This is a genomic window from Streptomyces kebangsaanensis (genome assembly GCF_001906585.1).
Lineage (GTDB): Bacteria > Actinomycetota > Actinomycetes > Streptomycetales > Streptomycetaceae > Streptomyces > Streptomyces kebangsaanensis.
Genome location: NZ_JUJA01000070.1, coordinates 22,985 through 35,984 on the forward strand (window position 1 = coordinate 22,985; position 13,000 = coordinate 35,984).

At 73.3% G+C, this 13,000-nt stretch carries 14 protein-coding genes; 6 read left to right on the plus strand and 8 right to left on the minus strand.

Going from position 1 to position 13,000, the window contains the following annotated elements:
- Nucleotides 1–10: 10 nt before the first annotated feature.
- The 7 genes from moeZ to RH94_RS09810 all read right to left on the minus strand — a co-directional run bounded on the left by moeZ (nucleotide 11) and on the right by RH94_RS09810 (nucleotide 9,097).
- Complete coding sequence (gene moeZ, locus RH94_RS09780) at nucleotides 11–1,189, minus strand: adenylyltransferase/sulfurtransferase MoeZ (protein WP_073947231.1); 1,179 nt, start codon at nucleotides 1,187–1,189, stop codon at nucleotides 11–13.
- A gap of 63 nt (nucleotides 1,190–1,252) precedes the next feature.
- Nucleotides 1,253–2,002 (minus strand): spherulation-specific family 4 protein, encoded by a 750-nt coding sequence (locus RH94_RS09785; protein ID WP_073947232.1) that lies wholly within the window; start codon nucleotides 2,000–2,002, stop codon nucleotides 1,253–1,255.
- Complete coding sequence (locus RH94_RS09790) at nucleotides 1,990–2,952, minus strand: NAD-dependent epimerase/dehydratase family protein (RefSeq protein WP_073947233.1); 963 nt, start codon at nucleotides 2,950–2,952, stop codon at nucleotides 1,990–1,992. The genes RH94_RS09785 and RH94_RS09790 overlap by 13 nt, the downstream gene beginning before the upstream one ends.
- Nucleotides 2,953–3,156: 204 nt before the next feature.
- A complete protein-coding gene (locus RH94_RS09795; protein ID WP_234425658.1) occupies nucleotides 3,157–4,365 on the minus strand; it encodes a hypothetical protein in 1,209 nt (402 codons plus the stop codon).
- Entirely contained in the window at nucleotides 4,362–6,077 is a 1,716-nt protein-coding gene (locus tag RH94_RS09800) for a DUF3492 domain-containing protein (RefSeq protein WP_073947234.1), read from the minus strand. Before RH94_RS09800 ends, RH94_RS09795 begins: the two co-directional genes overlap by 4 nt.
- A gap of 219 nt (nucleotides 6,078–6,296) precedes the next feature.
- Nucleotides 6,297–8,054 carry a DUF3152 domain-containing protein gene (locus tag RH94_RS09805; protein ID WP_073947235.1) on the minus strand — a complete coding sequence of 586 codons (1,758 nt, stop codon included), beginning with the start codon at nucleotides 8,052–8,054 and terminating at the stop codon, nucleotides 6,297–6,299.
- Nucleotides 8,055–8,062: 8 nt separating this feature from the next.
- A complete protein-coding gene (locus RH94_RS09810; protein WP_073947236.1) occupies nucleotides 8,063–9,097 on the minus strand; it encodes an alpha/beta fold hydrolase in 1,035 nt (344 codons plus the stop codon).
- Nucleotides 9,098–9,301: 204 nt separating this feature from the next.
- Here RH94_RS09810 and RH94_RS09815 point away from each other — a divergent pair, with 204 nt between their 5' ends.
- The 5 genes from RH94_RS09815 (at nucleotide 9,302) to RH94_RS09830 (ending at nucleotide 11,176) form a co-directional block, all read left to right on the plus strand.
- Nucleotides 9,302–9,511, plus strand: a complete 210-nt coding sequence (locus RH94_RS09815; protein WP_073947237.1) for a hypothetical protein — start codon at nucleotides 9,302–9,304, stop codon at nucleotides 9,509–9,511.
- 78 nt (nucleotides 9,512–9,589) lie between these two features.
- The gene (locus RH94_RS41255; RefSeq protein WP_199880913.1) at nucleotides 9,590–9,745 is read left to right on the plus strand and encodes a hypothetical protein; all 156 of its coding nucleotides are present in this window, start codon (nucleotides 9,590–9,592) and stop codon (nucleotides 9,743–9,745) included.
- Nucleotides 9,742–10,386: a TetR/AcrR family transcriptional regulator gene (locus RH94_RS09820; RefSeq protein ID WP_073947238.1), complete on the plus strand. Its 645-nt coding sequence runs from the start codon at nucleotides 9,742–9,744 to the stop codon at nucleotides 10,384–10,386. The genes RH94_RS41255 and RH94_RS09820 overlap by 4 nt, the downstream gene beginning before the upstream one ends.
- Nucleotides 10,387–10,507: 121 nt before the next feature.
- Nucleotides 10,508–10,735 carry a DUF3107 domain-containing protein gene (locus tag RH94_RS09825; RefSeq protein ID WP_030854792.1) on the plus strand — a complete coding sequence of 76 codons (228 nt, stop codon included), beginning with the start codon at nucleotides 10,508–10,510 and terminating at the stop codon, nucleotides 10,733–10,735.
- A gap of 171 nt (nucleotides 10,736–10,906) precedes the next feature.
- Entirely contained in the window at nucleotides 10,907–11,176 is a 270-nt protein-coding gene (locus RH94_RS09830; RefSeq protein ID WP_073947296.1) for a hypothetical protein, read from the plus strand.
- Nucleotides 11,177–11,242: 66 nt separating this feature from the next.
- Here the strand turns inward: RH94_RS09830 and RH94_RS09835 are convergent, their stop codons facing one another.
- Nucleotides 11,243–11,989 (minus strand): ferritin-like fold-containing protein, encoded by a 747-nt coding sequence (locus RH94_RS09835; RefSeq protein ID WP_199880914.1) that lies wholly within the window; start codon nucleotides 11,987–11,989, stop codon nucleotides 11,243–11,245.
- Between the two features lie 496 nt (nucleotides 11,990–12,485).
- On the opposite strand from RH94_RS09835, the gene RH94_RS42905 reads away from it, so the two are divergent.
- The coding region (locus RH94_RS42905) for a DEAD/DEAH box helicase (RefSeq protein ID WP_234425667.1) at nucleotides 12,486–13,000 on the plus strand (515 nt) is incomplete at its 3' end.

The following is a 13,000-nucleotide window of genomic DNA, read 5'->3' on the forward strand; positions in this document are numbered from 1 at the left end:
GAGCCGTGGCTCAGTAGACCGGCTTCTCCGGTTCGATCTGGTTGACCCAGCCGATCACGCCGCCGCCGACGTGCACCGCGTCCGCGAAGCCCGCGGACTTCAGCACGGCGAGGACTTCCGCACTGCGGACACCCGTCTTGCAGTTCAAGACGATCTTCTTTTCGTGCGGGAGGTTCTCCAGGGCGGAGCCCATGAGGAACTCGTTCTTCGGGATCAGCCGGGCGCCCGGGATGGAGACGATCTCGAACTCGTTCGGCTCACGGACGTCGATGATCTCGATGTTCTCGCCGTCGTCGATCCACTCCTTGAGCTGCTTGGGAGTGATCGTCGAGTCGGCGGCCGCCGCCTGGGCCTCCTCGGAGACGACGCCGCAGAAGGCCTCGTAGTCGATGAGCTCGGTGACGGTCGGGTTCTCGCCGCAGATCGCGCAGTCGGGGTCCTTGCGGACCTTGACCTGGCGGTACTGCATCTCCAGGGCGTCGTAGATCATCAGGCGGCCGACCAGCGGCTCGCCGATGCCCGCGAGGAGCTTGATGGCCTCGTTGGCCTGGATGGAGCCGATGGACGCGCACAGCACGCCCAGGACACCGCCCTCGGCGCAGGAGGGAACCATGCCGGGGGGCGGGGGCTCCGGGTAGAGGCAGCGGTAGCAGGGGCCGTGCTCGGACCAGAAGACGGAGGCCTGGCCGTCGAAGCGGTAGATCGAGCCCCAGACGTAGGGCTTGCCCAGGAGCACGCACGCGTCGTTGACCAGGTAGCGGGTCGCGAAGTTGTCCGTGCCGTCGATGATCAGGTCGTACTGGCTGAAGATGTCCTTCACGTTCTCGGCCTCGAGCCGCTCCTGGTGAAGAACCACGTTCACGTACGGGTTGACGCCCTTGATCGTGTCCTGGGCGGACTCGGCCTTGGGTCGGCCGATGTCGGACTGGCTGTGGATGACCTGGCGCTGCAGGTTCGACTCGTCGACCTCGTCGAACTCCACGATGCCGATCGTGCCCACACCCGCCGCGGCCAGGTACATCAGCCCCGGCGAGCCCAGGCCACCGGCGCCCACAAAGAGCACCTTGGCGTTCTTCAGCCGCTTCTGCCCGTCCATCCCGACATCGGGAATGATCAGGTGGCGGGAGTACCTGCGGACCTCGTCTACGGTGAGCTCGTCAGCCGGCTCGACCAGGGGTGGCAGCGACACGGGGACTCCGTTGGTCGGTCAATCACTACGGTTGTTCTCCTCGTAACACTGCCACGCCCTTCTTCATTCCGAGACACCCGTTCCGATGCGCGAGATGATGTCGTCCCAGTAGCCGGGCAGGTTCTCCCAGGGGTCGGCGAGGCCGCCGCGGTCCGTGCGATCGGTGAACCAGATCGTCGCCGCGCCCTGCCAGCGGGCGATGCGCAGCGCCTCGTCGAGGTGGCCGCGCGGGAGGCCGTGCACCAAGTGGCAGAAGCGCTCGGGCGGGTAGTCGGCGGTCCACTCCGCCACCTGCGACCAGCGGTAGTCGCTCCACGCACCGCGGAAGGTCACCAGCTGGTCGGCGTTCTCGGCGTAGCCCGGGTGCGGATGGGTGCCATGACCGAGGACGATGTGGGCATCGTCACGCAGCGCCCGCAGCGCACCGGCCGTACGGCGGACCTCGGGCAGCCCGGCGCGGTCGGCGGGACAGCGGTCCAGGAGGAAGCCGTCGACCCGGTACCACTCGTGGAACCGGCGCGCGTCCGCGATCAGCTCGGGGAAGGACCGGGTGCCGTGCGCGGCGTCGAGGCGGCCGAGGACGCGGACGCCCGCGTTGCGCAGGCGGCCGGCCGCGTCCAGGCAGTGTGGGTCGGGCTGGACGCCGGGTCCGCCGGCGACGTCGAGGACGACCCAGTGCAGCGGTGTGCCGGGGCGGGTGAGCTCGGTCCACTCGGCCGGGGCGAGAAGGGGGTGGGCACAGCCGGGGACACCGAACCCGGTGCGCACGTCGGTGCTCGAGGTGCCCGCCGGAGTGCTGGTCAGATACGGCACGCCGCCTCCATCCAGATGTCGGCGAGGGACTCCTCGAGGTTGATCCGGGGCCGCCAGCCGAGCCGGTCGCGGGCGGTGCGCACATCGGCCTGCTGCCAGCTGCCGCAGCCGTCGGGGTACGGGAACGCGACCGGGGCGGGGTGGTCCGAGTCGGTGCGGGGATGCCCGACGGCGGGCCTGAGGTGGCCGCCGGGTGGGCCGTCGAGTTCGTGGAGGGTGCCGCCGTATCCGGCGACGCGGGCGAGCATCGCCGCGGCGTCGCGCAGCCGGACGGCGCGGCCGGAGCCGATGTTGATGACGCCCTGGGCGGCGGAGAGGGAGGCGGCGTGGACGGCGCGGGCCACGTCGCGGACGTCGACGAAGTCGCGCTGTACCCCGAGCCCGCCGAGTTTGAGGTCGCTGTCGCCGGACTGCATGGCGCGGCGCATGGCCTCGGCGAGCCGGCCGAGCGGCGAGCCCGCGGGGGTGCCGGGTCCGGCGGGTGAGAAGACCCGGAGCACGACGGCGTCCAGGCCGGAGCCGAGGACCAGTTCGGTGGCGGCGAGCTTGCTGACGCCGTACGGCCCGCCGGGGCGGGGCACGGCGTCCTCGGCCGTGGAGGAGCCGGTCTGGCTGGGGCCGTACTCGGAGCTGCAGCCGATCTGCACCAGCCGGGCGCCGCAGCCGCTGCGGCGCAGGGCCTCGCAGACGGTGGCGACGGCGACGGTGTTGTGCCGGGTGAGTTCGCGGGCGCCGCCCCGGGTGGCGCCCGCGCAGTTGACGACGACCCCGGGGTGGACCGCGTCCAGGAAGCGGGTGAGCGCGCCGGGGCTGCCGGTCGCGAGGTCGAAGCGGACGTCGGCGTCGTCGCCGCGGCCGAGCGCGGTGAGCTGGACGGCCGGGTCGGCGAGCAGGCGGTCGGCGACGAAACGGCCGAGGTATCCGTTGGCTCCGATCAGCAGGACCCTCATCGGGCGGCTCCCGGGGTGTGCGCTCCGGTGGCTCCGGATGCTCCGGACGCTCCGGATCGGGCGGTGATCATCTGGTGTTCTCCTTCAAGGGGTGGTGCGACGGGCTCCGGCGGTGGGCCGGTTGCCTGCGGCCGGCCGGGGGACGCGGGCCGTACCCGCGGCTCCGGCCGTGTGGCGGTGTGTGTGAGACCGGCCATGGGTCCCTCATGGCTGTTCCTCCGCTCGCGCATGGGCCGAGGCCCTGGTCAGCGTGCGGCTCGCGTGCACGAGGAGGGCCAGGGCCGCCGCTCCGCAGGCGAGGGTCTGTACGCCGCCCGGGCCCCAGGCGGCCACGAGGGTGTCGACCGGGGTGGCGAGGAGACGGCAGCCGGGGAGGCGGGCGGCGAAGGCTCCGGCCTGGGCCGTCACCTCGGCCGTGGCCGCGGCGCCGAGGGCGACGGCCGGGGCCCGGGTGTTGCCGTGCACGGTGAGGAGGCGGGCGAGCAGCAGCAGCGCGCCCAGCGTGAGGGCCTGCGCGTAGCCGGCGGGCTCGCCCAGGGCCGCTCCGCACGCGGCGGCGAGAACGGTCAGGGCGCACAGGAACAGGCCGAAGGTGCCGAGCAGCAGGGGCCGTACGGACGCGGCGAACTCCTCCAGGCCACGGCTGGTGGTCACCCTGCGCCGGGCGTGGACGGCGAAGAGGTGGGCTGTCCAGACCGCCGGGGCGCAGGCGAGGGCGAGGGCCAACACGGGGGCGGTGGTCAGTGGCCAGGCCCCGGCGGCGGTGCCGTCGGGCAGCGCGCCGGGGCCGCCGGTGACGACTGCGCCGAACAGGCCGTCACCGAGGAGGGCGTAGGCGAGCAGCAGACATGTCCACGCGCGTGTGCCGGGCGTGTGCGGGCCGTCCGGTGTACGTCTGCCGGTACTCAGCGGGCCGTGGCGGAGCACGGCCCGCACTCCCAGCCCCACGGCGAGGACGCCGAGCGCGGCGACGGCCAGGCGCGTCCGGCCCTCGGTCAGGTGCAGTCCGGCCACGGCGGCCGCGCACAGGGCGCCGGGCAGCAGACCGAGTCCGGCCGGGCCGGGGCCCAGCAGGGGCACGGCGGCGGCCTCGTGGCGTGGAGGCGTCCCGGTGTCGCGGGAGATCCGGGCGTACATCTCCTCGGCGAGCGAGAAGACGTCGCGGTGGCGGAAGCGGGCGGCGGTGCGGTCGGTGACGCCGTGCGCCTCCAGGCCGGCGGCGATCTCCAAGGGGTCGACGGCCCGTTCGCACAGTTCGCGGTGCCGGTGCATCAGCGCCTTGACCGGGTCGGCGGCGCCGCGCCGGGGGGGCACGAAAGGGCTCCGGTCGAGGGCCGGCTCGCCGAGGTCACCGGCGGGGAGGGCGGGGGCGGCCGTGACGCCGGGGTGGCTGCTTTGTCCCGATCCGTTCATCCGGAGGCCTCCGTGGTGGTCATGGGGGTCGGGCACGGTGCCGGCGAGCCGGTGGCCCGGCGGGCCTCGACGCGGGCGGGGGGCCCGGTCCAGCTGCCGGGCACGTGGGCCTCGGCCGGTGCGGCGAACGGGAGGGGTTCGCCGGTCTCGCCGAGGACGACGCGCCGGACCGGGCAGTGCGAGACGATCTCGAGGTACATGCCGTGGAACGCGGCGATGTTCTGCTCGACGGTGAACAGTTCGAGTGCGCGGGCGCGGGCGGCTGCGCCCAGGCGCGCACGGCGCTCGGGGTCACGCAGCAGCGCCACGCACGCCTCGGCGAGCGCCCGCGGGTTGCGCGGGGGTACCACGAGCCCGGTGCCGCCGATGACCTCCACGACCGCGCCGACATCCGTGGAGACCGTCGCACGGCCGCAGAACATCGCCTCGACGAGACCGGTCGGGAAGCCCTCGACGACGCTCGACAGGACGATCACGGCACCCGAGGCGTACGCCTCCGCGAGCGTCGGGGCCTCCGGGGCGCCGACCTCCTCGAAGGACACCGGGTTGTCGCCGACGGCGTGCGGGCCCTCGGCCTCGTCGGGGAAGAGCTGGGCGGCGAGCGCCCGGCAGTGACCCAGGTAGGCCGCCCCGTCGGGGCCGGTCGCGGTGCTCACGATCCGCAGCCGCGCCTTCGGTTCCTGCCCGCGCACCCGGGCGAAGGCGTGCAGCAGGGACACCAGGTCCTTGACGGGCTCGACACGGCCGACCCACACCAGCGTGCCCGGGTCGGCGGCCTCCGGTGACTCTCCGGCCTCGGCGAAGCCGGAGGCTTCCATGCCGGGGTGGACGGTGCGCAGTCTGGTGCGGTCGGCACCGCAGCGCTCCTGCCAGCGGCGGGTGTGCGCGTTGCCATGGGTGACGAGAGCGGCCTGCCGGTACGCCTCGGCGGCGACCCCGCCGTGGAACGCGGCGAGCAGGGCCCGTACGGCCGGGGCGGTTCCGTCGGCGCCGGTGGCGAGGTGGTGCGCGCGCAGCTGTGCGCCGTACTCGGTGACCAGCAGGGGGACGCCGGTGAAGTGGCGGGCGAGCAGCCCGGACAGGGCCGCCGCGCCGCCGGCCGCCGCATGGCAGAGGTCGACGGCGCCGAGGCCGTCGTCCTCGTACCAGTCGACCGCGAGGGGACTCAGAGCCTGCCGCAGGTGCCCGGCGGCCGCGAGCAGATCCGGGACGCGGGCCTCGCGCACCACACGCGAAGCGCCGGGCGCACGACAGGCGCGTTCCAGCGCGCGTACGGCGGTTTCCGAGCACAGCGCGCCCACCAGGCCGCCCTCGTCGCGGGCGAGTTCGGCGAGCCCGTACAGCGCGCTGCCGAAACGGTCCGCCTCGCCGTCGGCACGGCCCTGGCCGACCGCCTCGCCGTGGTCGCCGGGGCCGCCGCCCGCCGTGACCAGGGCCGACACCAGCTCGCCGTAGTACTCGGCGAAGCGCCGGCGCGCGCGTCGTCCGTACGTGATGCCGTCGTCCTCGGCCGCCCACAGCGGTGCGGTACGCACCCGGCTGACCTGTGGCGGCAGCGGCACCCAGCCTGCGTCCTCCTGCCGACGGCTGCGACTGAGCGCGTAGAGGTCGAACTCGTGCTGTCCGAGCCCGCGCACGAGCCGTTCGCACCAGAGTCCGGCGTCACCGCCCACATACGGATAGCCACCCTCCGTCACCATTCCGATGCGCACGCGTGCACCCCCGATCTCTCCCGTCCACTTCGTGCGGGGAGCCGCCGTCGCACCGGCGGCTCGCAGCGGAACGAACGTATGCGGACATGAGGGTGGCGCGATGGACGGTTGTCCATCGCGCCACCAAAAGGGGTGAACAGGCGTAACTTTCCCGCGCGGGACGCGTTCCGTCGCGCTAGGAGATCATCCGGGCACGGAGCGCCACGCGCCGGGTCGCGGTCAACTCTCCGGGTAGGGCCAGGGGTTGGGCAGGCAGTGGATTCCGTCGTGGTCCAGGAACTTGGTCTGCTGCTGCATGACGGGCGCCAGGGCGCCGTTCCTGTCGCAGGTGACGTGCCCGTAGCCGAGCCGGTGGCCGATCTCGTGGTTGATCAGCATCTGCCGGTAGGCGTACATCTCGTCGCCGTAGGTCTTCGAGCCCTGCGCCCACCGGTAGGCGTTGATCATCACGCGCTCGGTGGCGGCCGAGTCGCACGAGACGTTGTCCTCGGTGGTGTCCAGGCCGGACTTGGCGCACCAGACGGCGGTGGTGCCGGGGCTGGCGAGCGTGATCACGAAGTCGGACTTGCCGGAGGAGACTCGCTCGAAGGTGCGGTCACCGTCGTGGGCCCAGCTGCGGTCGTCGTTGAGCGTCTTGTGCACGGCCTGGGCGAAGAGCTCGCCGTCGAGGCCGAGGCCCTGCTCCACGTCGACGCGGTAGGTGTACTTGCGCCCCTTGCCGGGCGCCTTGGCGGAGCCCGGGACCGCGTCGAACCTGCCCGAGCCCTTGAGAGCGGGGCTGAGCACGTACCTCATGCCCATCTTCTGGCCGTACGTCAGCGTCGGCGCGTCCGGCGGTGCCGCCGGCTTGCCGTCGTCGTCCACGATGCCCGCGATGCCCGCGGCGCCGCCGTCCGTGCGGTCGGCGGCGGACTGCGGCCGCACGTCGGCGTCGGAGCGGTCGTCGGCGACCTGTCCGGCGACGACGACGGCGAGCACGGTGGTGACGGCGGCGGCCGCGATGCCGGTGAGCGTCCGCCCCTTGGTGCCCGTGCCGGGCGCGGGCTCGCCGGTGGGCTGTCGCCCGGCCTCGACGCCCGGCCCGGCCGGCGGGACCGGCGGCACCACGGCCGGATGCGCGGACGGCACACCACCGTGGAGCCGGGGCGTGAAGACGTCGTCCTCGCCGAAGGCGTCCAGGTACTCCTGCCGGGGGCCCGCGGGAGCCCCCTTCCGCTGCCGGGGAACGGGAGCACGGGCCCCCGCAGAGGCACCCGCGCCCCTCGGCGCCCCGGGTCCGGCGGCCGGCGGCCCCTGCCCCGCGGCGGCGTCGGCCCCCAAGTGCCCCCAGCCGCCCCCGGCTTCATGCTGCTCGGGGTGCCCACCCCGGACCCGGGGGACGCCGGGGGCGGGGGTGCCGTCAGGAAGGCGGGGGGCTCCGTGGGCCGGGGTGCCGTCGACGTGTCGCGGGACACCGCGCGCGGGAGTGCCCTCCGGGAACCGTGGAACACCCCGCGCGGGCGTCCCGTCGGCGAACCCCGGCACCCCGCGCGCGGGCGTCCCGTCGGGCGGCCACGGAACGCCCTGAGCCGGCGTCCCGTCGGACCGACGCGCGCCCCCGCGCGCGGGAGTGCCCTCCGGGAACCGTGGAACACCCCGCGCGGGCGTCCCGTCCTCGAAGTGCGGCGCCCTCCGGGCAGAGGTCCCGTACGCCGGGCCTCCCGCACCGGCCGGCCCGCCGGGCACCGGGCCTGGACCGGGCCACGGCGGCGGCAGGCCGTCCGTCTCCCGCCGGCTCTCCGGCGCCGCGCCCGGCCCCGGCCGGCCGCTACGGCCGTCCCAGGGATCCGGGCCGTCCCAGGCCTCCCCGGGGCCGTCTCCCGGCTCGCGGTCCTGCCGCGGCTTCCGGTGGCCCCGGGGCACCCGGCCGTCCCGTGCCGCGGTCGTGTCCGCGGCCTTGCCTCGGGGAGCGGGCCCGCGGCGGCTGTGGCGTCCCACCTCGCCCCTCAGCCCCCCGCACCCATGTCGGAAGCCTCGCCGCCGGCCCGTTCGGCCGCGTCCGTGCGCGTCACAGCCCTGCCCTCCAACTTCCCCGTGTCCACCAGCAGTTCACGGAATGCGGTCGCCACCGTATCCGGGTACTCCATCATGGCCACATGGCCGGCGTCCGGCAGGGTGAGAAGGCGGGAGTCGCGGAAGGCACGGGCCGCGCGCCGGGCCATGCGGAAGCCGACGAGCTGGTCGCGGCCGCCGTAGACCAGCAGCGTGGGCGCGAGGACCCGCTCGGCCTGGCGCCACAGCCCGTGCTGGCCGCCCAGCGTGTACGCGTCCACGAGCCCGCGCGCGGAGCGCGCCATCGCGTCCCAGTGGTACGGCAGCAGCAGCCGCCGCTCCATCTCCCGCACCGCGCTGTGGAACCCCTCCGGCGTCACCCGCCCCGGGTCGCCGTAGCACAGGGCCATGACCCCGCGGACCCGCTGCTCCACCGTCCACTCCCGGGTGAGCCGCGTGAACAGGGCGGCCACGCCCGGCACCGCGAGCAGTCCGGTCGGCACGGCGGTGCGCTGCACCCGGAGTTCGGGCAGCGCGGGCGAGACGAGGGTGAGCGTGCGCACGAGGTCGGGGCGCAGTGCCGCGACACGCGTGGAGACGGCGCCGCCCAGGGAGTTGCCGAACAGGTGGACGGGTCCGCGGCCGGAGGCGTCGAGGAAGCGGATCACCGCACGCGCGTGCCCGGTGAGGGAGTAGTTGCCGTCGTCCGGTGGCGGGGAGTCCCCGAAGCCCGGCAGGTCGAGCGCCTCGCCGTCGACGACACCGCCGAGCAGCGCCATCAGCGCCGACCAGTTCCGCGAGGAGCCGCCGAGGCCGTGCACGTACAGCGCGGGCGGCAGCCCCTCCCGCGCGGGTGGGCGCGAGCGCACCGTCAGCGTGATCCCGGGCAGTTCGACCGAGCGCAGGCGCTCTCCCTCCTCGAGCCCGGCGGGCGTCACCCTGGGCAGAACGTTGGCGGGCGGCACGGAGGGCAGCTCGGTCGAAGACATGCGGCAATGTTACGAGACGATCACATAACGGTTCCTGTGTTCGCCGTCACAGACCACGCACGCGCGGGGGCATGGAATCGCATAGCGTCCACTTCGGGTGTCTCCTACGCTCATACACAGGGCACCCGTACCTGACCCCTGCTCCCGTCAGGGACACTCCGCAGGGGCGTCCCGCAGGGACACTCCGCACGAAGGGAGCCCAGCATGGCATTCGACCCCACCGATCCCGAGACGTTCGAGGACGACGCCGCGGAGATCGACGTCGAGGCTCCGGAGAACGACGCCGCCGAACAGCTGGCGGACGTCGCGCCGGATCGCGACGAACCCCTCACCGGGGACCCGGGCCGCGCCAACGAGGCGGACCTCATCGAACAGGCGCGGGTCGTCTCCGTCGACGAGGACGACTACCGGTGAGGCACAAGGTGGTGCGCGAATCCGCGTCCGAGGCGTCGAACGGAAGAGACCGCCGCTGACCAGGAACGAAGCCGTGTCATGCCCGGACTGAACCTGTTTGAAACCTTCTGCGCCGCTTTCGCCGCCGTCCAGTCCGTGAAATTCTGCGTTCGCAGCGCGCACAGCACGGTTACCGAAAAGTACGATGGCGGCGCGGCGCACACCGCATGTGGACGACTTTGGGAGGCGGCGTGACAGCCATCGAGCAGACAGAGGCGGCACGCCCGCGAGGTACGCGCCTGCCGCGCCGTGCCCGGCGGAACCAGTTGCTGGGCGCTGCCCAGGAGGTCTTCGTGGCGCAGGGCTACCACGCCGCCGCCATGGACGACATCGCCGAACGCGCCGGCGTCAGCAAGCCGGTGCTCTACCAGCACTTCCCGGGGAAGCTCGACCTCTACCTCGCCCTGCTGGACCAGCACTGCGAGGCGCTCATCCAGTCCGTACGGAGCGCGCTGGCGTCGACGACCGACAACAAGCAGCGCGTGCGCGCCACGATGGACGCCTACTTCGCGTACGTCGAGGACGACGGCGGCGCCTTCCGGCTGGTCTTCGAATCGGACCTGACGAACGAGCCGGCGGTGCGCGAGCGCGTCGACAAGGTCACCAACGAGTGCGCCGAGGCGATCTGCGACGTGATCGCGGAGGACACCGGCCTCTCGCGCGCGGAGTCGATGCTGCTGGCCTCCGGTCTCGGCGGCCTCGCGCAAGTGGTGGCCCGCTCCTGGCTGCACAGCGACCGCAGCGTCCCGCGCGACCAGGCGGTCCAGCTGCTGGCCTCCCTGGCCTGGCGGGGCATCGCCGGTTTCCCGCTGCACGGCAGCGAGCAGCACCACTGAGCCGCGGACTGTTCGCTCCTGGCGTGCCCCGGCGAAGCGTGTCCGTCCCCTCACCGGGCTAATGTGTGCAGGTACGGCGCGGAAGGTCGCGCACTTCACCGACCGTCGGAGGGACATAGCCGTGGAGGTCAAGATCGGCGTGCAGCACGCGCCCCGCGAGATCGTTCTGGAGAGCGGTCAGACTGCCGAGGAGGTCGAGCGCGTCGTGGCCGAGGCACTGGCCGGCAAGTCGCAACTGCTGAGCCTCGTGGACGAGCACGGCCGCAAGCTCCTGGTCCCGGCCGACCGGCTGGCGTACGTGGAGATCGGTGAGCCGGCCCCGCGCAAGGTGGGCTTCGGCGCGCTGTAGTCACGGACGACGAGACGACGGGAGGGCCCGGCGGGAGAAGACCGCCGGGCCCTCTCGCGCTTCTTCACGGATGGCGCACAGCCCGCTCACAGAGAGGGTTGCGTTCCGCAGGTCAGGGGTATGACGGGCTACGACCGCCGGCACCGGCCGACCGTGTGGGAGGGAACCGCCATGTTCTTGGAAACGCTCGGCTCCGCGCTGATCGGTCTGCTGCTCGGCTGGGCCGCGTTCCACCGTCTGGCCCACCGTCTGCCGGCCCGCCTCCTGGTGCAGTCGACCGGCGTCGCCGGAGCCCTCTTCGGCGCCTTCCTCACGCACAGCGCGCTCGGTTCCGGCAGTCCGGTGCCGGCCCTGCTCGGCGCGGTGGTCGTCTCGGCCGCCTCCCTGTCGCTGCTGGTGCGCCCCGCGGGAGGGCTGCGCCGACGATCGGCGCCGGCCTGATCCGACGCCGACGGCGGCGCGCTCCCCGAGGCGGCCCCGGAAGTCCGGAGACCGCCCCACCGCCCCCTAAGCCGCCAGTCCCAGCGCGGACATCCGCTTGGTGTGCGCCTCGGTGATCCGGGAGAACATCCTGCCGACCTCGGCGAGGTCGAAGCCGTCCGCGACACCGCCGACGAGCATCGTGGACAGCGCGTCCCGCTCGGCCACGACCCGCTGGGACTGCGACAGGGCCTCGCCCATCAGGCGCCGCGCCCACAGCGCGAGCCGGCCGCCCACGCGCGGGTCCTTGTCGATCGCCGCGCGCACCTTCTCCACCGCGAAGTCGGCGTGCCCGGTGTTGGCGAGGACGGCGAGGACGAGTTCGCGCGTGTCGGAGTCCAGGCGGACGGCGACCTCCCGGTAGAAGTCGCTGGCGATCGAGTCGCCGACGTAGGCCTTGACGAGCCCCTCCAGCCAGTCCGAGGGCGCCGTCTGCTTGTGGAAGCCCTCGAGCGCGGCGACGAAGGGCTCCATCGCGGCGGTCGGCTCCTCGCCGATCTCCGCGAGCCGGTCGCGCAGCCGCTCGAAGTGGTGGAACTCGGCCGACGCCATCTTCGCCAGCTCGGCCTTGTCCGCGAGGGTGGGCGCCAGCTTGGCGTCCTCCGCGAGCCGTTCGAACGCCGCGAGCTCTCCGTACGCGAGCGCGCCGAGCAGGTCCACGACCGCGGCGCGGTACTGCGGGTCGGCGGCGGCCGTCGCCCAGTCCTGGGCGGCGATCCCGGTGTGTTCGGCGGGCGCGTCGGAGGCGCTGTCAGACTTGTCAGAGCTCGTCATGAAGCGCACAATAACCCGCTCTCCACGTGTTCGAAGGACCTGGTCAAGCAGTGTGACGACGGCTACGTGACCGAATCAGCCATCGCTTGTACGCGTTTCCGGGGTATGGTGGTAATGCGCCTGCTGAGTACGCCGACGTGAATCGACGTACGTCGACAGGCCGCACGCATGAGGATGCCCGGTCGGTGGCCCGATCGGCTCCGACCCGACAGCCCTCCCTGACCGTACGGCTCTGTGCGTACGACGATCGGAGGGACACCCTCAGCGGTACGAGCGCTAGAGCGTCGGCTGTGGTCCCGTGCCACACCGTCCGCCCCGCGAGGGCGGCCGACGTCCCCGGCACGGTCAGGTGACACCGACCCCCGCGCTCGCCTCGCGCCGCGCACACAGAAGAGGCAGCACCCTGACTACGACCTTCCGAGAGCTCGGGATCCTTCCCGAGACCGCCGAGGCCCTGGAAGCCGTCGGCATCACCACCCCCTTCCCCATCCAGGAGATGACGCTGCCCGTGGCCCTGTCGGGCACGGACGTCATCGGCCAGGCCAAGACCGGCACCGGCAAGACGCTCGGCTTCGGCCTTCCGCTCCTCGAGCGCGTGACCGTCCCCGTCGACGTCGAGGCCGGGCGCGCCACCCCCGAGGCCCTCACCGACGCCCCGCAGGCACTCGTCGTCGTCCCCACGCGCGAGCTGTGCGTCCAGGTCACCAACGACCTGCTGACCGCCGGCAAGGTGCGCAACGTACGGGTCCTCTCGATCTACGGCGGCCGGGCCTACGAGCCCCAGGTGGAAGCCCTGAAGAAGGGCGTCGACGTGGTCGTCGGCACCCCGGGCCGACTGCTGGACCTCGCCGGCCAGAAGAAGCTGAGCCTGAAGCACGTGAAGTGCCTGGTGCTCGACGAGGCCGACGAGATGCTCGACCTGGGCTTCCTGCCCGACGTCGAGAAGATCATCGACATGCTGCCGGCCAAGCGGCAGACCATGCTGTTCTCGGCCACCATGCCGGGCGCGGT